This window comes from Streptomyces lavendofoliae, from assembly GCF_014649735.1.
GTDB classification, from domain to species: Bacteria; Actinomycetota; Actinomycetes; order Streptomycetales; family Streptomycetaceae; genus Streptomyces; species Streptomyces lavendofoliae.
This window is the reverse complement of record NZ_BMTP01000019.1, coordinates 1-25880: the sequence shown is the minus strand read 5'-3', so window position 1 is coordinate 25880 and position 25880 is coordinate 1. Positions and strand designations below refer to the sequence as shown.

General features: G+C 69.8%; 28 protein-coding genes and 2 pseudogenes. 22 read left to right on the top strand and 8 right to left on the bottom strand.

The window, feature by feature from the left end:
- The first annotated feature begins 19 nt into the window (after positions 1-19).
- The 6 genes from IE109_RS28180 (at position 20) to IE109_RS28155 (ending at position 6124) form a co-directional block, all read left to right on the top strand.
- The gene (locus tag IE109_RS28180) at positions 20-499 is read left to right on the top strand and encodes a hypothetical protein (protein ID WP_189554180.1); all 480 of its coding nucleotides are present in this window, start codon (positions 20-22) and stop codon (positions 497-499) included.
- A complete protein-coding gene (locus IE109_RS28175; RefSeq protein WP_189554179.1) occupies positions 496-804 on the top strand; it encodes a hypothetical protein in 309 nt (102 codons plus the stop codon). The genes IE109_RS28180 and IE109_RS28175 overlap by 4 nt, the downstream gene beginning before the upstream one ends.
- 129 nt (positions 805-933) lie before the next feature.
- Entirely contained in the window at positions 934-3159 is a 2226-nt protein-coding gene (locus IE109_RS33790) for an ATP/GTP-binding protein (RefSeq protein WP_268251492.1), read from the top strand.
- A 20-nt stretch (positions 3160-3179) separates the two neighbouring features.
- Positions 3180-3596 (top strand): conjugal transfer protein TraB, encoded by a 417-nt coding sequence (locus tag IE109_RS28165; RefSeq protein WP_189554178.1) that lies wholly within the window; start codon positions 3180-3182, stop codon positions 3594-3596.
- A gap of 78 nt (positions 3597-3674) precedes the next feature.
- The gene (locus IE109_RS28160) at positions 3675-5819 is read left to right on the top strand and encodes a chromosome segregation protein ParM (protein ID WP_189554177.1); all 2145 of its coding nucleotides are present in this window, start codon (positions 3675-3677) and stop codon (positions 5817-5819) included.
- Positions 5820-5896: 77 nt separating this feature from the next.
- Positions 5897-6124, top strand: a complete 228-nt coding sequence (locus tag IE109_RS28155) for a hypothetical protein (protein ID WP_189554176.1) — start codon at positions 5897-5899, stop codon at positions 6122-6124.
- On the opposite strand, the gene IE109_RS28150 is transcribed toward IE109_RS28155, so the two are convergent.
- The gene (locus tag IE109_RS28150) at positions 6087-6248 is read right to left on the bottom strand and encodes a hypothetical protein (protein ID WP_189554175.1); all 162 of its coding nucleotides are present in this window, start codon (positions 6246-6248) and stop codon (positions 6087-6089) included. The two genes, IE109_RS28155 and IE109_RS28150, sit on opposite strands and share 38 nt — an antisense overlap.
- A gap of 273 nt (positions 6249-6521) precedes the next feature.
- Here IE109_RS28150 and IE109_RS28145 point away from each other — a divergent pair, with 273 nt between their 5' ends.
- Both IE109_RS28145 and IE109_RS33400 read left to right on the top strand, forming a co-directional pair.
- On the top strand, positions 6522-6965 hold the full coding sequence (locus IE109_RS28145; RefSeq protein ID WP_229891637.1) for a DUF6197 family protein: 444 nt from the start codon (positions 6522-6524) through the stop codon (positions 6963-6965).
- Between the two features lie 254 nt (positions 6966-7219).
- Positions 7220-7762, top strand: coding sequence for a hypothetical protein (locus IE109_RS33400; RefSeq protein ID WP_229891635.1), 543 nt, complete (start codon positions 7220-7222; stop codon positions 7760-7762).
- 55 nt (positions 7763-7817) lie between these two features.
- On the opposite strand, the gene IE109_RS28130 is transcribed toward IE109_RS33400, so the two are convergent.
- The 3 genes and pseudogenes from IE109_RS28130 to IE109_RS28120 all read right to left on the bottom strand — a co-directional run bounded on the left by IE109_RS28130 (position 7818) and on the right by IE109_RS28120 (position 9658).
- Positions 7818-8435, bottom strand: a complete 618-nt coding sequence (locus IE109_RS28130) for a DUF6000 family protein (protein ID WP_189554174.1) — start codon at positions 8433-8435, stop codon at positions 7818-7820.
- A 96-nt stretch (positions 8436-8531) separates the two neighbouring features.
- Positions 8532-9194 (bottom strand): annotated as a pseudogene (locus tag IE109_RS28125) (hypothetical protein).
- Positions 9194-9658, bottom strand: coding sequence for a DUF2199 domain-containing protein (locus IE109_RS28120; protein WP_229891674.1), 465 nt, complete (start codon positions 9656-9658; stop codon positions 9194-9196). The pseudogene IE109_RS28125 and the gene IE109_RS28120 overlap by 1 nt, the downstream one beginning before the upstream one ends.
- A gap of 365 nt (positions 9659-10023) precedes the next feature.
- Here IE109_RS28120 and IE109_RS28115 point away from each other — a divergent pair, with 365 nt between their 5' ends.
- The 12 genes and pseudogenes from IE109_RS28115 (at position 10024) to IE109_RS28055 (ending at position 18034) form a co-directional block, all read left to right on the top strand.
- The gene (locus IE109_RS28115) at positions 10024-10272 is read left to right on the top strand and encodes a hypothetical protein (protein WP_189554172.1); all 249 of its coding nucleotides are present in this window, start codon (positions 10024-10026) and stop codon (positions 10270-10272) included.
- Complete coding sequence (locus IE109_RS33930; RefSeq protein WP_308431401.1) at positions 10269-11183, top strand: hypothetical protein; 915 nt, start codon at positions 10269-10271, stop codon at positions 11181-11183. Before IE109_RS28115 ends, IE109_RS33930 begins: the two co-directional genes overlap by 4 nt.
- Positions 11180-11530: a hypothetical protein gene (locus IE109_RS28100; protein WP_189554171.1), complete on the top strand. Its 351-nt coding sequence runs from the start codon at positions 11180-11182 to the stop codon at positions 11528-11530. Before IE109_RS33930 ends, IE109_RS28100 begins: the two co-directional genes overlap by 4 nt.
- 5 nt (positions 11531-11535) lie before the next feature.
- A complete protein-coding gene (locus IE109_RS28095) occupies positions 11536-12510 on the top strand; it encodes an AAA family ATPase (RefSeq protein WP_189554240.1) in 975 nt (324 codons plus the stop codon).
- Positions 12507-12716 (top strand): hypothetical protein, encoded by a 210-nt coding sequence (locus IE109_RS28090; RefSeq protein ID WP_189554170.1) that lies wholly within the window; start codon positions 12507-12509, stop codon positions 12714-12716. Before IE109_RS28095 ends, IE109_RS28090 begins: the two co-directional genes overlap by 4 nt.
- Positions 12717-13589: 873 nt before the next feature.
- A pseudogene (locus tag IE109_RS28080) lies at positions 13590-14263 on the top strand (GGDEF domain-containing protein).
- Between the two features lie 31 nt (positions 14264-14294).
- Positions 14295-14705, top strand: a complete 411-nt coding sequence (locus IE109_RS28075) for an ASCH domain-containing protein (RefSeq protein WP_189554239.1) — start codon at positions 14295-14297, stop codon at positions 14703-14705.
- A 48-nt stretch (positions 14706-14753) separates the two neighbouring features.
- Complete coding sequence (locus IE109_RS28070) at positions 14754-14966, top strand: hypothetical protein (RefSeq protein WP_229891633.1); 213 nt, start codon at positions 14754-14756, stop codon at positions 14964-14966.
- Between the two features lie 26 nt (positions 14967-14992).
- Complete coding sequence (locus IE109_RS28065; RefSeq protein ID WP_189554169.1) at positions 14993-15193, top strand: hypothetical protein; 201 nt, start codon at positions 14993-14995, stop codon at positions 15191-15193.
- Positions 15194-15313: 120 nt separating this feature from the next.
- The gene (locus tag IE109_RS28060) at positions 15314-15667 is read left to right on the top strand and encodes a hypothetical protein (protein ID WP_189554168.1); all 354 of its coding nucleotides are present in this window, start codon (positions 15314-15316) and stop codon (positions 15665-15667) included.
- A complete protein-coding gene (locus IE109_RS34240) occupies positions 15664-16041 on the top strand; it encodes a DUF8839 family protein (protein ID WP_506417187.1) in 378 nt (125 codons plus the stop codon). Before IE109_RS28060 ends, IE109_RS34240 begins: the two co-directional genes overlap by 4 nt.
- Before the next feature lie 73 nt (positions 16042-16114).
- Positions 16115-18034: a hypothetical protein gene (locus IE109_RS28055; RefSeq protein ID WP_229891632.1), complete on the top strand. Its 1920-nt coding sequence runs from the start codon at positions 16115-16117 to the stop codon at positions 18032-18034.
- Between the two features lie 70 nt (positions 18035-18104).
- On the opposite strand, the gene IE109_RS28050 is transcribed toward IE109_RS28055, so the two are convergent.
- On the bottom strand, positions 18105-19070 hold the full coding sequence (locus tag IE109_RS28050; protein ID WP_189554166.1) for an SMI1/KNR4 family protein: 966 nt from the start codon (positions 19068-19070) through the stop codon (positions 18105-18107).
- A 430-nt stretch (positions 19071-19500) separates the two neighbouring features.
- Here IE109_RS28050 and IE109_RS28045 point away from each other — a divergent pair, with 430 nt between their 5' ends.
- Entirely contained in the window at positions 19501-20346 is an 846-nt protein-coding gene (locus IE109_RS28045) for a glycoside hydrolase domain-containing protein (protein WP_189554165.1), read from the top strand.
- Positions 20347-20591: 245 nt separating this feature from the next.
- Here IE109_RS28045 and IE109_RS28040 read toward each other — a convergent pair whose 3' ends face one another.
- Positions 20592-22892 (bottom strand): peptidoglycan recognition protein family protein, encoded by a 2301-nt coding sequence (locus tag IE109_RS28040; RefSeq protein ID WP_189554164.1) that lies wholly within the window; start codon positions 22890-22892, stop codon positions 20592-20594.
- A 312-nt stretch (positions 22893-23204) separates the two neighbouring features.
- Between IE109_RS28040 and IE109_RS28035 the strand changes: the two genes are divergently transcribed.
- Positions 23205-24965 (top strand): NlpC/P60 family protein, encoded by a 1761-nt coding sequence (locus IE109_RS28035; RefSeq protein ID WP_189554163.1) that lies wholly within the window; start codon positions 23205-23207, stop codon positions 24963-24965.
- A 146-nt stretch (positions 24966-25111) separates the two neighbouring features.
- Here the strand turns inward: IE109_RS28035 and IE109_RS28030 are convergent, their stop codons facing one another.
- The gene (locus IE109_RS28030; protein ID WP_189554162.1) at positions 25112-25495 is read right to left on the bottom strand and encodes a hypothetical protein; all 384 of its coding nucleotides are present in this window, start codon (positions 25493-25495) and stop codon (positions 25112-25114) included.
- On the bottom strand, positions 25477-25880 hold a 404-nt coding region (locus IE109_RS28025), incomplete at its 5' end, for a hypothetical protein (protein ID WP_189554161.1). The genes IE109_RS28030 and IE109_RS28025, both read right to left, overlap by 19 nt.

The following is a 25880-nucleotide window of genomic DNA, read 5'->3' as shown; positions in this document are numbered from 1 at the left end:
CCAGGAGGGAATCCACGCCGTGAACAGCAACAACGACCCGAACTACTCCCCCCTGCGCGACGTCGCGCAGAACCCGGAGGCCACCGCCCGGTACCTGGCCGACGTCCAGCGGGTCCTGCTGGACATCGGCAAGAACCTGGAGACCCTCGCCCACGAGACCCGGGTGCACCTGCGCGACACCCACGTGGAGGGCGACCGCTGGTACCACGCCCGGCTGCGCGCGATGCCCGTCGAAAAGGCCCTCGGTCAGGTTCTCAGGAACCTGAACAACCTCACCCAGGGCCTGGAAAAGAGCGCCTACAAGCGCCGAGCCCACGACGAGGCCGTGGTGAATACGGCCAAGGAAAGGAAGGAAAAGGAGCTGGAAAAGCAGCGGAAGAAGAACCCGCCGGTCCTTCAGGCCGCGCCGAATCCGCCGCAGGAGGGTGCGCAGTCGCAGAATTCCGGCTACAGTGGTCCCACATCGATTTACGACCTCGGTAAGAGGGAGTCGGCGTGACGCGCCCCCTCAGCAGCATCGAACGCTCCATTCAAGGGCGGAACAGCTGGCTGCAGGAAGAGGAGCGCAAGGCGATCGAAAGTCGCGGAGAGACCGGCCGGATGGAATTCTGGCTCCGAGTCACCCGGACTGAAATCACCAGGGAAGTCAAAGCCGGTCGCGGTGATGTCCTCACCGCATTCATGCTGGTCTGCCGCCTCTTCAAGCTGGTGCTGGAGAAGCGGCAGGCGGGCGACCCGCGGCTGTTCGACCACCTCATGCAGTACGCGGACACCGTCCTGAAGCAGCACGGCCCGCGTCACTGAGCGTCACCCATGAAGGCCCCGCCGGGCTCCGGCGGGGCCTCGCGCGCGTAAAGCGTGCACACGTGCACGTGCACGCGCGTGCACGCGAGACCCCACTGTCTGTCAAGTCCCCAGGAGGGGAGGTGCCCCGTGTCCGACGAGTCCGACGAGACCGGCGGCGGGACCCTGGTCCACGGCCCGTGGAGCGGTGATTCCACCTACGAGCTGCCGCCGATCCCGGATTTCATCGACACCATTCCGCCGCCGGAAGACGTCCCGGAGGCTCCCCCGGAGAGCCCGGAGGAGACCACCATGGAACTTCCGGCAGTCCCGGCGGCCCCTGACCCCGCACTGGCAATGCGTTCCGAGGGAATCGCCCCGCCGGTAACCGAGGAATCTGAAGGCGAATACGAGGAAGGCGAATACGAACAGCGCCGCTCTCTCGCCGACCGTCTCGGTGACTGGCTGGAATTCCGGCTGGAAATGGCGCGGGCCAATCACGAAAGCGAGGCGCCTTTCCGCGAGGCTGAAATAGCGCGGAAGGCCGCGCTGCTGGAGGGCCGCACCGCTCAGGAAGTCGCGATGATGGAGCAGAACGGAAAACTCCACGCCGCGATGATGAAAGCGAAGGGCGACAAGGCGGCGGCGCGCGGAAAGGCAGACGCCGACCGCACGAAGGCGTCCGGCTCCGGCCTGGGGGCGGACAAGGGCCGCTCGAAGGTCGGCGGCGGTGGCGGCGGCTCCTCGCGCGGCGGTGGCGGCACGGGGCCCTCCCGCACCAACTCCTCCGGCACCGGGCCGAACCGGTCCGGGCCGTCGCGCGGCTCCAACTCCGGCGGCCCCGGCGGCCGTTCGGGGACCGGCGCGACCGGGGGCAGCGGAGGCGGCAAGGGCGGCGCGAAGGGCTCCGAGCGGGGGTCTGGCGGCCGTGCAGCCGGTTCCGGGCGCAACGGGTCGTCCGGGGGCTCGAAAGGCTCTCAGACGGGCTCTGGCGGCTCCGGCCGCAGCGGCGGCTCGAAGGGTGACGGTGGCGGTCGGGCCGAGCGCGGTCCGGCATCCAGCGCCCGTGCCGAGCGGGCCCGCGGCCGCCAGGAGCGAGCCGGGGCCCGGCAGGCCGGGCGGCAGGAACGGCGCAGCGCCGGGCACGCCGCCGATGTCGCGGACCGGTCCAAGGCCCGCGACCAGGCCCGCGCGCAACGGCAGCAGGCGTGGGAGGACCGCCGCGCCAAGAGGGCGGCGCGGGCGGAGGCGCGGAAGGCGAAGCGGGAAGCCGCGGCGTCGGCCGACCCCGGTCGCACCACGCTGGGCCGGGCCCTCGGCGAGGAAGCCCGGCGCCGCTTCGACAAGCGCCGGGCCGACGCGAAGGCCGCCGCCGACGCGAAGGACGCCAAGGCAGCCGGGGCGGAGAAGGTCAGCCTGACCAAGGAGAAGGACTCCAAGGCCAAGGGCACCGACGGCAAGGACTCCAAGACGGCCAAGGACGGCCCTGACGGGGCCTCCAGCGCCACGAAGGACGGCAAGACGGACGAGCCGGACAAGGACTCCAAGGCCGGTGACGAGGCGTCTGACGGCGCGAAGAAGCGCCGCCGGTTCCGGCGCCGGCGCACCGCCGGAACGGGCCGGGCCGGACGCCGCGGCCGTACCCGCCGCACTGGTCGCACCAGCCGGGCGGGACGCGGTCGTACGGGACGCTCCGGTCGCTCCGGCCGTGGGGCGGACAGCCCGTTCGGCGAGGAGGACTCCACCCCGACGGTGGAGTGGCCCGACCGGCCCACCCGCCCGCCGCGCACCGGCACCAAGAGCGTCGGGGACGACATCGTCGACGCCGACATCGTCCCCGACGGCCCCGCGGCCGTCACGACCGGCGTGCGGGGCCTGACGCCCGCGCCGGAGAAGCACACCGCACGGCCCGGCACCAGCCGGCCCACGAGTACGGAAGGGAGCAGCGTGAGCGGCTCGGGAGTCAGCAGGCCGTCCGGCGGGGGTGGCCTGGCCGCCCAGCACCGGACAGACATCACGTTCGACGAGTACCTGATGGGCATGGCGAACATCGCCATCAAGGCCGCCTCCGACCAGGAGCGCGCCGAGGCCCTGATGGAGGCCCTCGGCAAGGTCGCCGACGCCTTGCGGGAGATGGCCGCCGACCTGGTCGGCGACCACAACGTCTCCACCAAGGTCACCGACCTGATCGCGGACCTGGCCGACTCCGCGGCCCGAATGAAGGGACAGGCGGAGAAGTGCGCCGAGATGTGCGGCATCGCCAAGGAGGCCGCCGTTCTCGCCGCCGCGATGGTCGCTCGCGTCTACGGCGAGGACATGGCCGCGAAGGAGGACGCCGGTCTCGCGCACGCCTCGGCCGCTGCCCACCACGACTAGACCCTGGAGGAATCCCGCTGATGAGCGATCTCACGCCCCGCAGCACCACCGCGGCGCCCGCCCCGGCCGACGGCGACAACCGGTACAAGGCCGTCCAGGCCAAGCTGGACAAGCTCGGCAAGGCCATGGACGACGCCGGCCTCGAGCTGGAGTCGCTGCTGCGCAGCATGCAGGCCAACGCCGGAGACGCCGGCGACATGGCCCAGGACATCGCCAATGCCCACCTCGACCCGAAGTTCGTGGCGCTCACGAACGCCGTGGAGGCCGCTCTGGTCGGCGCCGCCCGCGAGGTCCGCACCCTGTCCGACACCGCTCAGGAGACCGCCGACCTCACCCACCAGACCCGGCGTACTCACGCCAAGCTCTACGGCGCGTTGGACGACATCCGCTCGGGCAGGCGCGAGAGGACGCCCAAGCCGGGCTTCTTCAACCGCTGACCCCTCCCCCACCCCGCCACGGGCGGCCCCGCGACCTGCGGGGCCGCCCGTGCCCATTCGCCCCGAAGGAGAAGCTCGGTGGCCACGCCGCGCAGTGTCACGCTCGAACGCCTCGCCTACACCCTCGCCGCGCCCGTGCTGGCCGTGGCCCCGAACCTCTACCCCGACAGCCCCGTCAACCAGGTCGTGCAGCTGGCCGGCGCGGCCGGGATCGGCGGCTGGGTCCTCGCCGCCAAGAGCGACGAGCTCGGCGCCGGACGCAAGATCCTGCGCTGGAGCCCGCTGGTCCTGGCCGCCGCCGTCGACGTCGCCGCCAAGAACACCCTCGGCTGGGGCCCGTACGGGATGGACGGCCTCCTCGCCGCCGGATGGGCGGCGCTCGGCCTGCTGGTGATGCCGTACTCCCGGCACTCCCGCCGCCGCCACCGTCCCGCCCTCGCCGCCCCCGCCCCGCAGCCGGCGCCCGCCGAAGTCCCCGAGCCGGTGGCCCCGGCGGTGCCGGATGACGGTGCGGACCTGCTCACCCGCGAGGTGCGGATGCTGTGGGAGAACGCCGGGATGCCCGGCCGCACGCACGTCGTCAAGGCCACCCGGCACCCCGGGCAGCGGCACGACATGACGATCCTGCTGCGCGCCTCGGAGACCGGACGGCCGATCACCGGCCTGTCCCCGGAGGCCGTCGCCGCCCCGTTCGCGGTGCCGTCCAGCGACGTCGTGCTGTCGGAGGTCGCCATCCAGCCCGGCCGCCAGGGCGGCCCCGGCTGGATGGAGGCCCACATCACCCCCGACGCCAACCAGCGCCGCCGCACCAAGCCGACCGACCAGGAGAAGTGGACGGACCGGGTCGCCAGCCCCAAGGGCGGCGCCCCCGGCTCCGAGCTGGTCCACACCACCCGCGACGACGAGCGCGGGGTGACGTTCTACCGGGCGAGGATGGCCGACCCCACCGACACGCCGCGCATCGACCTGCCCAAGGTCTGCCGCGCCCTGGGCCTGCCCGAGGACGACAGCCGCGTCTTCGTGCTGGTCGAAGGAGCCGAGTTCCTGATCAGCGTCTTCGACACCCCGCCGCTGTCCCCGACGTTCCCCGCCACCCGCGAGCTGCTCACCCCGGACGCCAAGGGCATGTACGTGTGCGGGTTCAGCATCACCGGCCAGCCAGTGCACAACTTCGTCTTCCAGCACGACAAGAACGCCGCCAAGCACGGCCTGGTCCTCGGCGTCACCCGCGGCGGCAAGACGCAGTTCTTCGCCGTCACCATGGTCGCCGAGTCCAACGCCGGACAGATCGTGTGGCTGTCGTCCTGCTTCAAGGACGAGAAGACGACCGCCCTCGGTGAGTACATCGACCGCCAGGGCATCAGCCCGCTCTACATGGCCCGCCAGCTGCGCGCGGCCAAGGCCCTGTGCGAGATCCGGGCGGAGATGCCCTGGGCGCACGACGGCAAGCCGCACGACTACAAGCCCGGCGACCCGCGCTGCCCCTACAAGCAGCTCAACGTCTACGCCGACGAGTTCATGACCGCGAGCCAGGACCCCGAGTACGGCGAGTTCATCCAGGCCGACGGCGACGCCCTGACCGTCATGGGCCTCAAGTACGGCATCGGCTTCAACCCCGCCGGCCAGAGCCCGTTCGCCCACAACGGGTTCTCCACGGAGATGAAGGACAACCTCCGGCAGAACTCCAGGCCGGTCATCTTCAACATGGGCAGCCCCGGCGCCACCCGCAAGGCGGCGGAGGGAACCATGGAGAACGCCTACGACGTCCCGACCATCCCGGCCCGCTATGCCCCCAAGGAAGGCAGCGCGATCGAGCGGGCCATGGCCGGAGAGGCCGAACCCGAGAACGGCGTCTCCACCGGCGGCGTCGCGGTCGTGGTCCTCGACAACGGGCGGGCCGTCCTGATGAAGGCCCTGTACGTCGACTTCGACACCGACCTGGCCGACCTGTTCCCCAGCGAGGTCAACCGGCTCACCGACCACGAGATCGCGGAGCTGGAAAAGCGCGGCCTGTGGTTCGACTGGAGCGAGCCCGAGCCGCGTCCCGGCGAGTTCTGGCCCGAGCCCGACGAGGACGACGACGGCGACGGCAAGCCCCGCCGTCGCGGAGGCGGCGGCAAGGGCGGAGGCGGACGCGGCTCCAAGAGCGCCCGCCGCGCCGAGCCGAAGGTCACCTCGCCCCGCCAGGCGCTGGAGGCCATCAAGAGCCTCACCGACGCCTGACCCACCCACCCATCACCCGGGTTCGGCCCGCCCGAACGGCGGCCGGCCCCCACTGTTCATGAAGGAGCACCCCTGTCGTGGGCCTGTCCATCTCCGCCGCCGCGCTGCTCGCCATCATCGTCGTCGTCCTGGTCAAGGGCGGACACGTCCGCTTCGGACCCGCGCTGACCTGCACGCTGTTCGGCTTCACCCTCGCCGCGACCGGCCTGGCCCCGGCCATCAACACCGGCCTGACCGCGCTCGCCGGTCTGCTCGCCAGCTTCCGACCTACGCCTCGGTCCACGGCGGGTCCGGCGTGTAGTTGAGCCCGTCGCAGAAGCGGCAGTCCCACTCCGACGGGATCTCCCATTTGTCGACCCACCAGCCGACCTGCCTGCCGACGAAGTAGTTGTCTCCGCCGCACCAACCGCACTCGAAGACGAACTCCACCCGATTCCCTCCGCCGTGCACCAGCCGGATCGAGGATGCCCGGGGCGCCGGGCGGTGACTACCCACCCGCCAGCCCCAAATCACCTGCTGTACAGCGCCGAAGGGCGCCGCCGGGATGGTTCTCCGGCGGTGCCCTTCGCGTTCCCGTCTGGAGCCCGCCATGCCCGACACCGCCCCCTCCCCGCGATACACCCTCCCGCCCCGACCACCCGCCAGGCCGCCACCGCGCCGCCGACGGCACTGACCCTCGAGGAACGCCTCACCCTCGTGAACATGGAGATGACGGCGCGCCTGGACGAAGCGGCCGTCGCCTACGAGGTCAACACCGCGCACATCCCCATCGAGCCCGTAGACCTAGCCGACGTCGTCACCGTCCCGCTGACCCCGACGCTCCAGCCGCCGCCCGAGCCCTACCCGACCCCGGTCGCGGCCCTGCTGCAGCGCGCCCACCACCGCCTGCTCACCGGCGGCTGGTGCTCCGGCGCCCTGGTCGACGAGGACGGCGCCCGCTGCCTGCTCGGAGCCATCCACGCCGAGGCCGGCGGCGACAGCGGCCTGGAAGCCGACGCCACCTCCGTGCTCCTGGACGCGATCCGCCGCCGCTTCGGCGAGCACGTCGACTCCGTGCCGTCCTTCAACGACGCCCACGGCTCCGGCCGCGTCCCGATGCGAATGCTCGACCAGGCCGCCGGCCTCGCCGACGCCCGCGGCCTCTGACTCCCTGCTCCGGACCACCTGCCTCGCATCCGAACCCTCTCGCGGTCGGGTGCGGGCCAGGCCGTCCGGCCTGCGCACCACCGCCCATCACACGAACCCGAGCGAGGGAGTCGCCCCGCCATGCAGTCCGACGACAAGCCCATCAACGGTTAGCACAACCCGAACTTCTTCGACCTGCTCAACCACGCTGGCACGAGGCCGCCAACTGGATCAAAGCCGCCGTCCTGGTCGGCGGACTCACCCTCATCGTGCTGATGCTGGACGCCGCCGGCGACATCGCTTCCGCCACGCTCAAGGTCCTGTCCGCCGTCCCGGCCTCCGACGCCCGGAACGGCAGCGGCCTGTGGGACACGGTCGACCACCCCGTCCGCGTCTTCCTCGCCGACCAGGCCGCGCACCTGCCGGTCGCCCCGGCCGCCCTGTACGCGTTCTGGCAGCTGACCGGGCTGGTCGGCCTGGTCGGCGGGTGCTTCGGCAACGCCGGAGCTCGCATCGCCTGGCTGCTGTTCGGGCTCGGCTCCCTCGCCATGATCTGGTCCCAGCCAGCACAACACCGTGGCTGTTCCCCGGCCAGGAGCCCGCCCGCCCTCGGAGCTACCTACCTCAATTTCAAGCTCCGCCGACACGGCATTGCGCCCCGCGCCGGCCGCAACAACGCTCGTCTCGCGCTCGCCACAGACCTACCGGTGTCCGTCCTCGCCGACTTCACCGGCACCAGCATCAGCAACGCCACCCGCTGGACCGAATACTCCAGACGCGACTGGCTCGACTACCTCGCGTCCCGTACACAGATCTGACCGCTCCCCCGGGCGGCGATCTCGGCCCAGAGAGATCACCGGGAGAAGGGGCCGGTCATAGCGCCTCTGCGCATTCGTCGATGAACGCGCAGAGCCGACGAATGAGGCTCAAAAAGTAGGGAGCGGGGTCCGAGTGGTCCTGCATGTGCGGTGCATCCTGGAGCCACTGCTGCCACAGGCCACCCGGTTGCCGGAAGCGGTCGGCTTGACCACCTCCGAGGTTCAGGTCGATGAACTGGAGGGCGCCCATGACGACCGTCTGGTCGTATCCGAGGTCAGGACGACGGAGGTAGCGATCCAGGTAGGCGGCGAGCAGATCGGCGTCGCGCGCCGTTCCAAAACTGGCCAGGGCCACGCTGTAGGCCAGCCCAGCGCAGCAGACCTCGCTGGCCAGCAGGAGTTTCCCGAGGCGCTCACGGAACTCGGTCCGGCGGGAGACAGCTATGAGCCAAGCCGCAGTTCTCCGCTCTCGCCAGCCGCCTTCAAGAAGCTTGGCGATCTCATCGGCGGTGATGAGTCTTGCGTCCTCAAGGAGATCTTGCATGAATCGATCGCACTCAGGACTTTGCATGCGCAGCAAGCCGCCGCCGAGCTTCAGGTAGCGCCGCTCGGGCGTGACATAGCGGCGAACCAAGGCCAGCAACTCGGCATCGTCGTGAGGATTGCGTATCACACAGTCGATCTTGCCTTGCCGCCGCGGAACAGAGCCAGCCCCTCCCTTGCCCTGCTGTTACTGAGCACGGGCAGGCCCAGTTCCAAGGCCCGCGGGTCAGTTGCCATGGAGGCCCCACTCGTCAAGACCCCCATAGATGTGTGCTTCGAGGCATTGCGGGGCGTCAAGCCCACGACCTCCCCCCGGTACACGGCGATGAGGGAGTCCTTGCCCCGCCACCAAGAGTCCGTCACACCCTGTACTTCGGGGACGGGCTCGAATGCGCCGAGATCCAGTGCGTCGACGGCATTGTGCGTGACCCTTGTGACGGTCGTGGCCCAGCGGCGGGCATGAGCGGCGAGCGCCAGGGATTCCACCCATCCGTCAGTGCTGGCATGCAGGGGCGTCCAGCGGTAGGCGTCGATGCCGAACGCACCGTCGGGGCCGATCATGAAACGGTAGGCCATGGACACCCGGCAGTCTCCTGCCGGGAATGACCAGCCTTCTGCGGGCGTCTCTTTGGGGGCAGTCGGCGTCCAGGATGCGCGGGCCGCCCTCGTAGAACGGGGCTGACGGCAGGGTGAGGCCGCCCCAGCGGTCCTGGAAGGCAGTGGCCCGTTCGATCTCTGCCGCGGGGATCCCGTGCTCGATCCACGCGTCGTGGTGTCGCCGGATGTCCTGTCGGCGAACGCGGATGCCCTCCGTCTCGATGAACCGCTGGGCCCTGCGGCTCAGGCCGGCAGGCGCGACTGGGACGGGCGATACGGGCTGGTCGGCCATTACCGCTGCTCGCCGTCACCGGCGTGGAGCACGGCCGACGCAATCTCCCGCACGCGCTCCAGGCTGATCCCTGTGCGCTGCTCGACGGCGAGGGGGTGGTCGGTGGGCTCCAGCTCGACGAAGGGGCGCTCGCCGACCGGGCGGGTATGGACGCGCGTTTTCAAATTGAGCGTCGTCGCCGGGTACACCGGAAGATCGGTGGTGAGCCAGCCGAAGTAGGGCTTCTCCGTTTCGCGGCCGGGTCTGTCCCACAGGTCTGAGGCCCGGGAGAAGCTTTGTCGGCTGAGCGAGACCCAGACGCCCCAGGAGAACGCCTCGTCGCTGCCGATGACCGGCATCTCGATCAGGCCTTTGACGAAGTAGTGCTGAGCGCGGACCACGCACTGGTCCGTGGAGAGCAAGCAGTCGTCGGCGTCGGCGAAGGCCGGATCCCACACGGCGGGGGCCTCGGCCGTGTAGTTCATCGGCAGCTCAGGGTGGTGGGCCCCGCAGCACGTGCAGGTGAACCCCAAATCACTGGTCATGGGCCCGGAGCCTAGCGACGGACTCCAGCCGTACCCGAAGGGGGCTTGCCCGGCACAACTCCGCGCGGCCAACTACCCCGCTCAGTCACAGCTGGCTACCCCGAGGACAGGCGATGGCAAGCGGCTTCCGTGGCGCCTTGGCACTGGAATACCGCAGCTACGGAACAAGTGCACTCCGCCAGCACCCTTGCAGAACTTGGGCTCTTGTCTGGAGTGCTTCGACGGCACGCCTGCCGACCCCAACTCCTACATCGCTCCCCCGGCGCCGGATCACCGGCTTGCCGCATGACCCGAGAGGACACACGATGCGTACCGCCCTGCGTACCTCCGCCTTCACCGAGCCCGACCGCCCCAAGGGCCTGCTCATCCGGTTCGCCACCACCGGCGGCTCGTACGTCGACGTCACCGGCTCCGGCGAGAACGCCCACGACAACCGCTGGAGCTGCCACGGCTGCGGCGACTCCTCCCGCGCCCCGGAAGTCAGCTACCTGTTCCGCATCCGGCCGGACGCCAACGACCACGCCACCGCCTGCCGCGCGATCCCGCTGACGTGACCGGCCGCCGCCTGCGGGCCGCCCTGCTGCTCGCCGCCCTCCAGGCCGCCGCAGCCGGGGCCGTCGTCGTCGCGCTCAAGGCCGGGCACCGGCGGCTGTACGCCGACCGGCACCGCATCGAGCTGACGCCCCAGCCCTGCCGCTCCTGCCCCGACTGCCGGGGCGACGGCGGCTGGTGGGTCGACGGCGCGAACCCGGAGATGGAGGCGTGCGGCTGCTGGGCGAACCGGCCCACCTGGCGCATCCGGCTTCTGCCCGTCCGCGCCGCCTGGCCGGACGAGCCCCCGTTCCGAACGACCCGACCCCGGCCGGTGCGGCCGGGGTCGGACCTCGGGCGGCCGCCCATCGGCAAAGGGCCGGCCGCCCGCTCCTTCACCCTTCGAGATCAGGAGAAATCCAGCATGACGCATCGCTCCGCCCTCTTCGCCGCCGTCCTCGGTCTCGGTCGCGCCGGGTCCAACATCGGTGACCACTGGATCCAGAGCGACTACTGCGCCCGGGTCAAGGGCGCCACCGACGACAAGCCCGTGTACCTCACCACCGACGACCCGGACGCCGAGCCGACCGTCCACGGAACCTCGGACGGCATCAAGGCGTGCGCCTGGCACTGCCTGACCTACACCGCCACCCAGGCCCTCGCGGTCGGGGCCGGCGCCCGCATCCTGGGCATCCGGCTGCACCCCGGCGCCGCCGCGGCCGCGCTCGCCTTGTCGTTCGTCACGCACTACGCCGCAGACCGCCGGGTGCCGGACGGGCTCCTGGAGACGCTCGCCACGAAGACCGGCAAGGGCAACTTCTGGCGCCTGGCCGATCACGGCATCAACGGCGCGTACTGCCTGGACAGCGCCTGGCACCACGGCTGGGAGACGGCCGCCGCGCTGGTCGCCATCATCGGGGCGACCACCCGGTGACCGCACGGCCCCGCACCCGCCTGGACCGGGTGCGCGCCTCGCTCGGCATCGCCCAGCTCGCCCTCCAGCAGATCGAGGACGACCTGACCGCCGGCGACATCGACGCCCCCGAGCTCGCCGCGATCCTGCGCGAGCTCCAGGAGGACATCGACGTCCCCGGCGGCCTCTTCCCCACGCTCGCCCAGCTCGTCAGCACCGCCGCCCGTCGTGCGGAGCAGCTCGAGCCCTACCGCGACGGCGTCGCCTCCCGCTCCTTGCACGAGGTCGCCGCCCTGATCACCGACAACGCCGGGCAGCGCATGACCTGGGCCGCCCGCGCCCTTGAACCGCAAGGAGACGACACGTGAGTCAGATGCACCCGCGGCTTCCGGAGAACGCGCTCGTCGTGCTGATCGGCGCCAGCGGCGCCGGCAAGTCGACGCTGGCCCGCACCTGGCCGGCCTCCCAGGTCCTCTCCCTCGACGCTCTGAGGGGCACCGTCAGCGACGACCCGGGCGACCAGTCCGCGACCGCCGACGCCGCCGACGTCCTCAAGCTCATCCTGGAGCGCCGGATGGCCCGCCGCCTGAACACGGTCATCGACGCGACGAACGTGCAGGACACCGTCAGGGTCGAGCTGGTGATGACGGCGAAGAAGTACGGCGTGCCGACGGTCGCGGTCGTCGTCGCCACGCCGCTGTCGCTGTGCCTCCAGCGGCAGCAGCCGCGCCCGGCGAACCGGCGCGTGCCCGACGACGTCGCCCGGCGCCAGCACGAGGCGATGACCTTCTCCCACCAGAGCCTCGCCCGGGAGGGCTTCACCCAGGTCCTCTTCGCCCACGACCTGAACCGGCTGGAGCTGTACCTGCGGCACCTGAGCGAGGCCCGGCAGGCCGACCTCGGCCTGGACGGCGGCGACGGCCTGGGCCACCTGCTCCTCGTACGCCGGTTCTTCGGCGAGGAGATCCTGCCGATGTGGCGGTGGGAGGACGACTCCGACATCGCCGGCGGGGACCGCGTCGGCGAGATCCGCCTCGGCCAGCAGCACCTCACCCTCGCGCTGCGCCTGGACGTCGACGGCGAGGGCGACTTCGGGTTCGACATCGCCGTGCCGTGCCCGTTCGACCCCGAGTGCAGCGCCACCGCCTGGACGCCGGCCTACAGCGTCACCTGCCTGCACCGCGCGCTCACCGGCGACCTTGGGCACCGCGACGACATCGTCTGCGACGTCCACGGCGGCTACGACGACGTCGACCAGGAGGCCGACGACCACGCGGCCGGTATGGACGACGACCTCGACGGCCGCGCGGACCTGGACGAGCAGTACGCCGCGGCGGTCCGCGAATGAGCCGAGCCGCCAAGGGACCGCACCCGCACCCGCTCACCCCGGCCGACCTCCCGGCCGGGGACGAGTGGTGGCACGGCTGCGGTGAGTGCCGCATCCCCCTCCAGGGCGGCGCGGCCGGGCTCGCCGCCCACCGCCGCACCGTCCACGACCCCCGCCGCGATTACGGCGACCGCCGCACCCCCATCACGATCCGGCTCGATTTCTGATCCGGACCGGCACTCCGAAGGAGACCCGCTCATGCCCATGTCCGCCGCCGCGAAGGCGTACTACGAAGCCCACTTTCAGGCCTGCGCGAGCACGGCGCGATGACCGCCCGCCTCTGGCCGCGCCAGGCCCTGCAGTACACCACCGTCGACGGCGCCCGCATCCTGCCGTTCCCGTCCCAAATGCCCGCCCGGTCCGTGGCCCCGGCCGTCCGCTCGGCCCTCAAGAAGCACCTGGTCCACGAGCACGGCGTCCCTGCCCGCAACGGCTCCCCGCTGCGCATCGTCTACATCCGCCACGCCCCCGGCACTTGGTCCGGCGTCGAGGACGTCCTCGACGTGTACGAGGTCCACGCCGAGGAACCGCCCCGCGCCGTAGCCGGTGATGGTCCTCCGTGCGCCCTGGTTCGCGTACGACGTGAGGCCGGGGCGGTCGCGGTGGTCCCTCAGCGCCGAGAAGAACGAAAGGAGATGGACGTCATGACCCTGCTCCCCCTCTACGAGGTCGACGTCCCGATCAGGAACACCGCCGGCTCGCGCGGTGTGCACGTCTTCACCGGCCACGCCGACAGCCGCAGCGCCGCCGTACGGATCGCCCACGAGGTCTACGACCAGGCCGCCGCCGCGCGGCAGGCCGGGCTCGAGGTCCCCGGCAGGAGGCCGGACGGCTGGACGGCACGCGGCTACCGGCCCGGCTGGGAGCTCGACTGGAAGGCGGCGACCGTCGGCCGCTGGAACGACCCGTACAGCTGGACCCGCGCGACGACGGCGACTTCGAGCTGTAGATCCGCCCCGGGACAGGCGCTCACGGCGTCCAAACCGACCGCCTGCCCCGGGCCTTCCCATCCCGTACGAGACGAGAGGGAGATCCCCAGTATGGACTCCGTCCTGCGCACACAGGCCCGGTTCGGGCAGCGCACACTCTTACTGACGACCGCGGCCGTGCCGTTGACCGGCTGGGCCGTACACGCCATCGCCCTGCACCGGCGCCTGGCCGCCACACGATGCGACCCGCTCACCGGCCTGCTGCGCCGTGACGCCTACACCGCCCGCGCCCGCCGGCTCCTGGCCCGCCACGGCGACGTGGCCGTGGTCATGGTCGACTCCGACAGGTTCAAGGAGATCAACGACCGGCTCGGGCACGCGGCGGGCGACACCGTCCTCGCCTCGATCGCGGCCCGCCTCACGGCCTGGGCGGGCCCGCAGGCTGCGGTCGGCCGGCTCGGAGGCGACGAGTTCGCCGTCGTCCTGCAGCTGCCCGCCGACCGCCGCGCTCTCCGCCTGGAGCAGCTGGTCCGGATGCTGCACACCCCGGTCACCCTCGAGAACGGCCGCACCGTCGACGTCGCCGCCTCGGTCGGCGCCGCAACCCCGGACGTCGTCGGATCCCGCGACCTGTCCGCGTTGCAGCGGGCCGCCGACGCCGCCCTGTACGACGGCAAGCACTCCGGCCAGGCGATCCTGGCGACCGCCGCGCACGTCTCGTGCCGTCCGTCAACGGGCGCCGCGCGGGCAGGCCCGACACGGCGATGTGGGGGCGAGCCGCATGAGCACCAGAACCTTCCGTCGGCGGGCGACTGGATCCGCGGCATCACGATCCGCCAGCCCTGGGCCACCTGCATCCTCGCCGGAAAGAACGTGGAGAACAGGCCCGCCCACTGGCCGTGGCGCGGCTGGGTCCTCATCCACGCCGGGAAGGCGAAGCCGGACCCCGCCCTGCTGCGGGACCCGCTGGTGGCCACCGCGATCCGCGGCCGCGAGCTTCACCGAGGCGCGGTCATCGGCGTCGCCCGGCTCACCGACTGCCACCTGGACCAGGGGCCCGAGCACTGCACCAGCCGCTGGGCTCAGCGCGGCGCGCACCACCTGGTCCTCGACGACGTCCGCGAGTTGCCCCTGCCCGTACCCGCCACAGGCGCGCTCCCCGCGTGGAGGCCGACACCGGACCTCGTCGCCCAGGTCCTCCAGCAGCTGCCCGACCTGCGGCTGTGACCGCCGGACGTCGCCAACTGCGCGGTGCACACGCCACCGGAGCAGCCCGTGGCGCCGGTCCAGCTCCTGAACTGGCGCCACGGCTGGCACTTCGGCCCGCCTGCCCCGTGCGTGCTGTGCGGCATCACCACCCCGCTGAGGTCCGATGCCAAAGAGCCCGTTCACAAGGTCTGCGCGGAGCTCTGGATCGCGGCGCACCCCGGCGAGATGCGGTTCGTCTCCAACGCGCCCAAGGGCGGCGCGACGACCGACCACGGCTGAACCCCTCACCTCCACCTAGGGGCCCCATGAGCAGTAACCACGACGTCGACCACGCCCTCGCCTACCCCGAGCCGCCAGCCTCCCCGCACTGGCACCGCCAAGGCGCGAAGGCCCGCCCGCTCACACCCGAACAGCAGCGGCGCAACCGCGAGCTGCTGGACATCGCCCAGCGCACCACCCGACCCTGCTCCCCTCGCCCCACCGACACCCTGGCGGAGGCCAGCTGATGGACACCAAGCACCTCGCCGTCGACGGCTACGTCGACAGCCTCCCCACCTCCGGCCCGAGCGGCACCGTCACCTTCGAGCTGATCGTCCGACCCGCCGACGCGGACATCGCCAGCCCGGATGCCCTGGACACGGCCCTCGTCTGCTCGGCCGGCGCCCCCCATCACCGAGCTGCTCCTAACCGGGATCGAGTTCGGTGACCTGCTGCGTGTAACTGGCACCCTCACCCAGTCCGGCGACCCCGCCGCGCCCGCCCGGCTCACCGTCGACGCGCTGGAGGTCCTGGCCGCCGCACCGATCCCGGTGCCGTGCGGGCTGGTCTTCGACCGGTATGGGCCGTACGTCGTCATCTTCAACGCCGACCGCGACGCTGTACCCGTCTTTCTCGCGTCCGGCGCGTGGGTCGGCGAGGCGGCGAGCGCCGACCTCATCGGCCCGCTGACCGACGCCTACGAGAACGGCGACGCCCGATGACGGCCGCCGTCTCCCGCACAGCGCACCGTCTTCTGGAGAGGTTCCCCGCTGGCCACCCCCGAGGCTCGCGGCCCGCCGACGAATGCGCTGCCGCCCAGCGGGATCAGGGCATCGCCGCCCGCGTCGTGATGGACCTCAGCAGCGACCCGGTTCCTCGTGGTCACCGACACCCCCACCCAGTAGCACCCGCCACCTTGAGCGCCGCGCCCTGCCTTCCTGGCCGGGCGTGGCGCTTCCTTTCCGGACTTCGATCACTGCCGGAGAGGGGTTTCCGGTCACTTCTTCAGGGCGGGTGGATTTCCCTCTACGACTCGTGCTCGCATGTGTGTTCGACAGGTGTTGGGGTGCTATTCGTAAACACAGAGGGAGCTTGAAGAAGTGAAACCCTTACGTACGGCGGCGTGGCGGCACGTTGCTACTGGTGCCGCGCTGGCGCTACTGGCGGGGATGGGCACCGCAGCGGCGGCCCCTACCCCGCCCACACCCGGCCTGGCCGCATCTCCGGCGGCAGTGGCGGCAGCCGGGCCGCAGGACCTGGCTGCCATCGCCGCCGGGGGTGACCGGCCTGTGTCAGGCAAGACACCGTCGGCCGGCCCCAAGTTCGCCAAGTCCGGCACCTACTGGCGGGTCATCACCCCACAGGTAGTTCTGCGGAACACCGTGACAGACGCGGACGGCGACACCGCCAACCTGACATTCCAGGTGTACACCACGAACGCTGACGGCACCCCCAAGGCGCAGGTCGACCTCGACGGGTCAGGTCAGCACGGTGTGCTGGTGTCGCCGTATGTGGCCTCGGGCGGCACGGCGAAGGTGACGGTGCCGTACGGCAAGCTGAAGCCCGGCGTGCTGTACAAGTTCCGCACCTCCGCCTTCGACGGCAGCCTGTACGAAACCACCTGGTCCCCCTGGGGGGACTTCCGCATCGAGCCGTACACGAAGTTCCCCGCGCCGCAGACGACGTCAACCATCGACCCATTGGCCCAGACCGACATCGAGGTCACCCGTACCGACCCGGGTGCCGTTGCTCTCACGGGCCGCAAGGCCACCGGTGAACGGTCCTGCTCGACGGTCGATACGCGAGGCCGCAAGCTGTGCATCGAGATCACCCCGCCGTCCAAGCAGAGCAAGGAGCCCGCAGTATCCCCGCAGGCCGGGCTTGCCGGACCCGTTGACCTGGTGGCGTGGTGCGGGAGCAAGCCGCTCGGCAAGGACTACATGACCCGCAGCGAGGCGTGCCTGAAGAACCTCGGCTCCGCCACGCTGATCTTCCTGGACGCCGACCCGGATCTGCCCGCCCTGGGCCTGGCCACGTTCGACCTGCAACAGCGGATCAAGGCGTACCCGAACAAGGGTGCATCCGGCTCGGACTTCGCCGAGTTCGACCAGCAGCTCGTGGCGATGCCCCGCAGCATCGACGCCGCTCTCCAAGGCGTCAACCTCACCTGGCTACCCACCAACAACTGCACCTCCTGCACCACCTCGCAGACGCGGTGGACGGACATCAACGGCGCCGCCGCCACCGGCCACTGGAGCTTCTCAGAGGTAGGTCCGCTCAATGCCCGCTACGGCACTGTTCAGACCACCTGGTCCGGCACGGGCAAGGAGATCATCGACCTGGGATGGGCTATCCGTGGCACCGTTGACGCCAGCCTGACCTCCTCGGCGACCGCCGACTTCGGCACCAGCGGAGACGCACGCGTCCGTGAACTCGCCCCGCGCTGCGACGACATCGTCAAGGGCTCGGCGCCGGGCTGTGTGCTGCCGTACTACAATCCGAACTGGACGGTCGACACCAACCTGTATCCGGCAGCCGGCGCGTACTACTGGTACATGCAGCAGGTGATGCCCGATCACGCCGGCTCGAAGCGGTGGGACAGCCTGATGCACTACCTGGGCCCCGACACGCCGGTGAAGAACAGCACCGGCGGAACCTGGACCTCAGACAACAGCCGCACCCGCGTGTGCGACAACACCTGGAGCGTCCACCCGTCCGACGCGTCGGTGGGATCGGTCGACTGCGACGAATTCGCCATGGCCTCGACCCACGAGTCCGGCGGCTACCCGAAGAGCGTGAACCTGGTGACATCCGGCAGCAAATGCGCCCAGCTGTACACCGACAAGATGGGTGACGGTACGGCGAACTTCGGCATCCTCGCTGACACCCGCACGGCAACAAACGGGCCGAGCGGTACGGAGCGATGCGGGCGTGCGGCCATCCCCAGCACGCAGAACCAGCAGGCGTTCACCGGGTTCCCGGCTCCGTCATGGCGAATGCTGGACGGTGACGGGTTCTTCGTCACCCTTCCCGGGTTCGAGCACTGCACATCAACCGCGACGACCTGCACCTGGCGCAAGATCGGCTGACAAAACCCGCCCGGCAACAGGGGAAGCAGTAAGGGGGCCGGCCCACAGGGCCGGCCCCCTTCTCACGTGGTCAGCCGATCAGAGGCTGCCACTGATCCTCCACTGCGGGATCGAGCCTGCTCCCCCACACCAGCGCCCCACCGACCAAACCGGGCTTGTCCCGCGTGGCCAGCGCTGGCGCTGCAAGCATGTCGGCCATCTCTTCCAAGTAGGTGACCAGAGTGTCGAGCTCTTCGCCGGGGCCTTCGTTGTAGCGGGACCAGCGGCCCAGGTATCCGGTCGCGGCGTCCAGGTACAGGCCCGAGGTACGGTCAGCGACGCCCACAGCGGCAACCGGGATCCAGCTGGGCTTCCACACGGTGATCCGGTCGTATTCGGGGCGGTGAGCGTTGAGGGTGTCCTGGTGGGCCTGGGAGTTCATTTGCTGCCGGTAGAAGGCAGCTACGGCCCCCAGGGTCATCAGGGCCTGGTTACCGGGCAGACACCCTGCTCCGTCGACCCCGTCGTCGCCTGCGGCAAGGAGCCACAGGGAACGCAAGTCGGCGGGTATCCGAATGGTGAGGTCCTGTTCCAGGGCGGCGATCGCGGCGGCGCTGGCGCCCTCACGGAGCGCGGCATGCGAGTTGGGCGCATTGCGCTGAAGCCAGCCGGTGATGCGCTGCCAGGCATCGGCGACCTCCCGTACGGTCACCGCGAGACTGCCAGGATCGTCGTCCTGTTCCTGTTCCTGTTCCTGGTCCTGGTCCTGGTCCTGTCCGACGGTCTCGGAGGGCTCGGCCGGTGTTGCGGGCCCGGCTAAGTTCAGGTACCGGATCTCGATCCGCTCGGGCTCCCGGGCGTAGCCGATGGCCAGGGCCGGGCAGTCCTCGAACAGGTCGCCTTCGACCGTCACGGTGAAGATGCCGGGCAGACCGGAGGGCTGGCCCATACCCGGGTTCTCCGCCAGCTGGCCCGCCACAACTTTCACAGCGTAGGGAGCACCGGCCCCGAACTGGGCAGCGGCTTCTCGCACGTGCGGGGCAATATCCACGATCACGCTTCATGCTCCTTGCTGAACGACAGGAGGGCAGTGTCCTCACACAGTAAGACGCCCACGCTCACCGGTCGGCCGAGTCTTGTCCGGTCGATCGTGTTCGACGGCGTGGGTGTGCCGTTTCAGTCATCGCGAAAGCCCGCACGAGACGGGTAGGTCGGCCTCCCGGAAGCACCACCAACTGGGCCGGGTTGACCGTCCGGGCGGCTTTGAGAGCTTCGGAATCGGCTGATCTTGACTGAACCACTACTCCGCTCACGGAGGGATTGCAGACCTCGAGTACCATCTGGCTGTCTGTCAGGTCCAGGCCAAGGGTCCGCGTAGCGAAGCCTCATCGGCCGGCAGGCCAGTGCATCAGCGCCCACCGTGTGGTCCACCCCACGGAACAGGCGGTCTTCGCCTGACCAGCTCTCCAGTGAGGAATCCCCCGTACATGTCTAAACACCGCATGTCGAAGCGGAAGCGCATAATTGCCTGGGCTGCTGCCGGCGTCACCGTCGCCGCAGGCGGCGCGCTAACCGCGAATGCCGTATCCACCACGACGACTGCGGCTTCTAAGCTGCCCGCTCCAACGCTCTACTCAGGCCGGGCCTTCGACACGTGCACAGCCCCGTCTCTGTCCGCCATGAAGGCATGGAAGACGTCGTCCTTCTACGGGGCGGCCGCCGTGTACATAGGCGGGAAGAACCGGGGATGCGCCCAGCCGCAGCTGACGCCGTCGTGGGTGAAGTCGGTCTCCGCATCGGGCTGGAAGCTGATTCCGCTGTACGTCGGCGCGCAGCCGCCGTGCCAGACCGGTCGCAGCCCCGAGAAGATCGTGGCGTCGACCGCCGCTTCCCAGGGCGCGGCAAACGGGGCGGACGCCGTAGCGAAGGCCAGCGCGCTGGGCATGAAGCCCGGGAGCCCGCTCTACCTGGACATGGAGCCGTACGACATTAACAACAGCGGCTGCAACAGCGCGGTTCTCACATACGTCCGCGCCTGGAACAGGGCTGTGCACGCCAAGGGCTACTGGGCCGGCTACTACGGCTTCAAGTCCACGAGTGCGCACGCTGTCGCCACGGCCCAGGATCGTACCGATATGCCGGACATTCTGTGGTACGCCCACTGGAATGACGTCCGGACAACCACGCGTGACTGGGCATGGAGCCCGACGCTGTGGACCGGTCACCGCCGTGCCCACCAGTACTCCGCCAATCGCAAGGAGACCATCGGCGGGGTGACTCTCACGGTCGACCGAAACGACTGGGACGCCCCCGTGGCGATTATCGCCAAGTAATCCGCTCCGGCTCGGGTGCCGGTGAGGGACACAGAGCGGCCCTGGCGCCAGGGGAAACCTAGTACCAGGGCCGCATGCTTTTCAGCTGGGTGAAGATTCCGGGCGGGGACCGCGAGTGGTCCCCGCCCTCCATCTATTGGCGGGCGAGACGTCTTCTGCCTTCGCAAGCTGGTCGTTGTCCGCGGCAGAGCTGGGAGGGTCGGCGGCGACGGGTGCCTGCCGAAATCTCCCGGCGTTCCTGGGTGCTACTTGAGGTAGACGATGCCGTCGGTTGTGACGGCCGGCCTGCCGGCGGTGCCCACAATGACGATCTTGACCGTGTGCTTCGCCGAGGTGGCCCATGTCTTGGTCCAAATGGCGTCGCGGAACTTCGTGGTGGCGGACTTCAGGTCGAGCGTCGCCGCCTTGACTCCGTCGACGTACACGTGGGCCTGGCCGGAGGTGGAGGCCCGGGAGACCACCCACGCGGCGGAACGTCCGGTGAAGGTCCAGGTGAGCGACGCGTTCGTGGTGGAGCTCGAGAAGGACTTGCCACCCAGGTAGCTGGTGGAGGACTTGGTGCTCCACGTGCCGGACTTGACCGCTGCGGTCTCCTGGAGGATCACTGGCGTGCCGGCCGCGGAGGCGGCGGCTGTGTTGCCGGCGACGTCATAGGCGGTCATGTTCCATGCCGTCGTGGTGGCGGACTTGGCGGTATGACTCGCGCTGGTGAGCGTGGGGCCATAAGCCTTGGCCAGGGGCGTGGTGAGTCTGGTCTCCTTCAGGGCCGCACCATCGGTCGCCTTCCAGCTCAATGTCACCGGCACGGCGGAGGTGTCCACGGTGCCGGCCCGCAGGGCCAGGGAAGGCTTTGTGGTGAAGGAGGGGGCACTGGTCTCCGCGACGACGGTCGCGGCGGCGCTCGTGGTCTGCTTGCCGGACTGGTGCGTGGCGCGTACGGCGACCGTGTGCCTGCCGATGGTGAGGGTGGTCTTGGCCGACGTGGCGGTTGCCGCCGTGGTGACTACCGGTTTGCCGTCGACCAGCAGCTCGTACTGCTTGATCAGGGAGGCGGGGGTGGTGGCCGACCAGTTCACGGTGACGTCAGCCTTGGTGTAGTACGTCGTGCCGGACAGTCCGGCGCCTGTGACGGACTTGATCGCCAAGCCAGTGACCGGTCCGGCCGCCCAGGAGCGGATGGTCCCCAGCTGCCCGTAGAAGGCGTTGCCGGGGCACTGGGTGTTGTAGCCGTCGCGGTGGCCGTGAATGGCGGGGAACGCCAGATGTGCGCCCTTGGACCAGGTCTTGCCGGAGTAGCTGCGGCCGGAGTCGCCTGCGGTGAGGGTTGCGGTGCTCGCCGGGTCGACGCCGTACTGTCCGAGCTTCCAGGCGGCGACCTTGGCAACGGACATCATGGCTGCCTGCGAGGGGGCCACGTCGGTGTAGGTGCCCAGCACCGAGATGCCGGTCGTCTCAGCGTTGAAACCGTAGGCATGCGCGCCCTGAACAGGCTGGTCAACGCCTCCCTTGCGGCCCTCGTAGACGGTGCCGCACTTGTCGACCAGGAAGTTGTAGCCGAGGTCTTTCCAACCGAGCTGCTTGACGTGGTAAGCGTAGATGCCACGTACGAGGGCGGGCGCCTGCTCGCAGCTGTAGCTGTTGGACTCGGCAGTGTGGTGGACGACCACCGCCTTGATCTTGCCGCCCGGCAGGTAACCAGGCTCCTCCGGGCTGATTGACTCATCCGCACCCCAGTCCGCACGCGAGACGACCGGCGGCCGCGGAGCGGTGGAGGAGGGTGCCGGCGGAACCGTCGCCGTAGGTGCGGAACTCGTACTCGGCGACGGCGCGGCCGTCGTGGGCGGTGTCGGGCTCGGCTCCTGGGAGGTCTCGGTAGCAGTTGGCGACTCGCTCGCCGAAGGCTCAGTCGGCAGCTCCTCCGTCGGCGTGAGTTCCGGTGCCGTTGTGGCGGGCTGCTCCGGTGCGGTGGTCTCGAGCTCTGTGGGCTCGGGCACCGACGAAGAGGACGGCTCGGCGGACTCTTCGATGGCGTACGCCGCAGGTCCTATGGCCGCCCCACCGCCAGTGCCCGGATCAATCATGTCCAGGCGCAACCCGGCAGGGAGCGTGGAAGAGGACTGACCGCCCGAGTGCACCCGTACCTCAACGCCGTCGGAAGGCCCGACCCACGCGGGCTCGGTGCCGCCGCGTACGGCAGCACGTTCCCCCTGGCCGCTGTCCCCGTCCAAGCGCAGCCACTTCGACCACTCCCCCGACTGCACATCACGCGTGCGTGCCTCGATCGCACCCGTTACCTTCGCCGCCGGATCGGTCCACGTCACCCCCAGCATGCTGAACGGCTTGGTGTCGCGTTGCCCCAGCACCGCGCTGCTCCCGTCGCCACTGGTCTGCAACTGGGCGGTCCGCGCCTCGGACTTCACGGGCCCCGGCTTTCCGTCTGCGGAAGAGTGGCCGTCAGTGTGGCCAGTTATCGCCTGGGAAGCCAGCACTCCTGCCAGTACGGCCACTGCGGTGGCCGCTGCTCCCCATATCCGTCGCCGCTCCATGCAGCCCGCCCCTTCAACGCCTTGTTCGGCAACCGGCGTACACGTGCGGGCTGCGTCCATTACAGAATGTACATCCCCTGGTCACAGGGGCTCTGACGGGCCTGCGGCCCATTCAGGTGAGCCCTCTGGTCTCGTCCACGAGGCGGTGACGGGCAAGGAGCCCGGCGGTTCCTTTCCTGTGGCAATGAGAGTCAAGGCGGTTATCAGTCATGCAAGACCCGCAAACAGGGGCACACTGCGCGCGCGGTACGAGAACGGGCTTGGGCCAGGGGTGATGATCACCTTCACCGGACCTGCACGGATCATGACCTCATGTCCCACACTTCACGGCGCAGCCTTCTCGCGCTCTTCGCAGCCTCCGCTGCCACCGTCCCGCTGAGCGGCCTCGTCGCCACCCCGGCCCAGGCCGTCGGGCCGACACCTGTCCCCGTCGAGCCCTTCCCCGGGCCGGCCGGCATGGCCTCGGCCCGTTCCTCCGTGACGTTGCCCCCGCTAAATGCGTCGTACTTCACCCCCGTCACGCTGCACACCCCGCTCACCGCCACCACCCTCTCCGGCACTCCCGCCCGCACCGAGGTCACCTCCGGCGGCAAGCGCGTAGCCCTGCTGACCCACGGCGCCCGGACCGTCGTCCTGCCCGGCCCGACGCGAACGTTCACCGAGAACAAGAAGCCGTTCGTCGACGACTTCCAGCGCACGCTGCCGGACACGTCGCTGCCGGTGGCCGACCGCAAGTACTGGGGCACCTCCTGGGGCGGCGGTAGCTGGTCCACCCTCGGCCCCGCCGACACCGACTACTCCGTCGTGCCGGGCACCGGCACCATCGCGCTGACCACCGACTTCGCTAGCCGCCACGCCACGCTGCGCGACGACGAAATCACCGACGTCGACGTGCGGTCCGTGGCTCGGTTCGACAAAGTGCCCACCGGCCAGGCTTGCTCGTACGCCCTGTCCTTCGGCTACCAGGACACCCACAACAGCTACCGCGCCCGACTGTCGTTCCTCACCTCCGGCGCGGTCGAACTGCGTGTCGAGAAAGAAGTCGCCGACACGGTCACCCAGCTGACCACGGCCCTAACCCTCGCCACGGGAGTTCCCGCGGGCACCGACTGGACGATCCGGGTGCGCCGCCAAGACGCCCGCATCCAGGTCAAGGCTTGGCGCTCCGCCTCCACCGAGCCGTCCGCGTGGACCGTGGACGTCACCGACTCCACCTTCGGGAAGGGCCGCGTCGGCCTGCGCGCGCTCGCCAACGACGGCTGCACCAACCTCCCGGTCAAGCTGCTCGTCAGCCGCTTCGAGGTGGGCGCCGCCAGTTGGGCGACGCCGCCGAGCGTCACGCACGGGGAGTGGGTGCGTGTGCTCCCTGAGCCGTTCGACGGCACCTGGACTCCGGCGCTCGAACAGATCATCCGCGGCTGGGCCAGCTCCACGGCGCCGGACGTCCTGGCCTACGCGGCGATGTTCCTCGCAGGAGCCCCGACCGTGACCAGCGGATCCGGACCGGCCAAGGACAAGCAGATCCTGGGCGAGTCGGGGTACGGCTATCTCGACCCGCAGGGCTACTGCTACGAGGGCGCCGACTTCCACGAATACATGAACGTCGGCTGGACCTTCCCCGACGGCACCTACACCGGCCCCTCCAGCAAGCAGGTCGGCAACCTCGACTGCTCCGGCTACACGCGCATGGTCTACGGCTACCACATGGGCGTGTCGATGGCAGCGGGCGCCGACACCTCGAAGACCCGCCTTCCGCGCAAGTCGCGGGACATGGTCAACCACGCGCCCGGCGTACGCATCGATCAGACGACCGACGGCACGGCCCCGCCCGCGGCGGCTCTGCTGCAACCCGGCGACCTGGTGCTCTTCAACGCCGACTCGGGCGATGACAACCCGACCCTCACCGTCGACCACGTGGGCATCTACCTGGGTAAGGACACGGCTGGCAAGCGTCGATTCCTCTCCAGCCGCAAGACCGTCAACGGACCCACGATGTCCGACCTGGGCGGCGCCTCGCTCCTGGACGGCACGGGAACCTACGCGAAGAAGCTGCACACGGTCCACCGGATCTGACCCGTGTGATCCGATCCAAAGAACTAACGAAGCACAGCCGGGGCCGGGTGGCGCATGCCTCCCGGCCCCGTGCCGTTTCCCTTACTGAGATACGAGAAACGCTGCGAATCGAGATTGCTCGATCCGCAGCGTTTCCTTGACCAGCGTTAGCCGGCTACATCGAAGACGACACCTGTCGCTTTGAGCTTTCCTTCCATGGTAGCGGCCTCAAACTCGAAGAGTCCGTCACCAAGGCTGTGGAATGCGTAGAAAAGGCTTTTGTCTCCCGGATGGTAATTCGGCTTATCCTTGATTTCGAGGTCGGTAACGTTCTCGAATCGGATGCCGAAGGGGGTCTGTTCTTCCATGGTGCGGAATTGGAGCGTCAGTATATGCCCGTCCTCCGACTCATGCGCGCCCAGGAAGTCTGCAGCATTGTGGAGGTCGACATCACCTATCGCTGTCTGCTGACAGTAGATGATCTCACTCTCAATGCCCCAGGGCATCATGCCGTAAAACATCGTCACCTTCTTCACCTCCGTGCGTGCCACCACACGCGAGCCAAGTCACGCCAGCCCATGGAATGGGCCTTGCGCTCGGTTTTGCCCCATCCGTGGGGAGCGCGATGGTTACGCGGCTGATAGACCTTGTGCGGGGTACGAACACCACCGTGGGTCTTACCCCACAGGTCGTAGTGCCAGCGTCCCCTCGAGTTGGTGATGGAGACCCGGGAACGCCCGCCATTGTAGCGATTGGAGATCCAGCGGCCGACATGAGCCTTGGCCTTGTAGTTGAGGTTCCCAGCGCCGCGTCGGATGTACCGGTAGGCCTTCTTGCCGTAGTGGTACGCCTTCTTCAACCAGCCCCAGCGTTTGCCGTCGAGGTCGTATTGGTTGATGGGGTCGCCGGGGTAGCCGTAGCGGTTGTCGCCGCCGC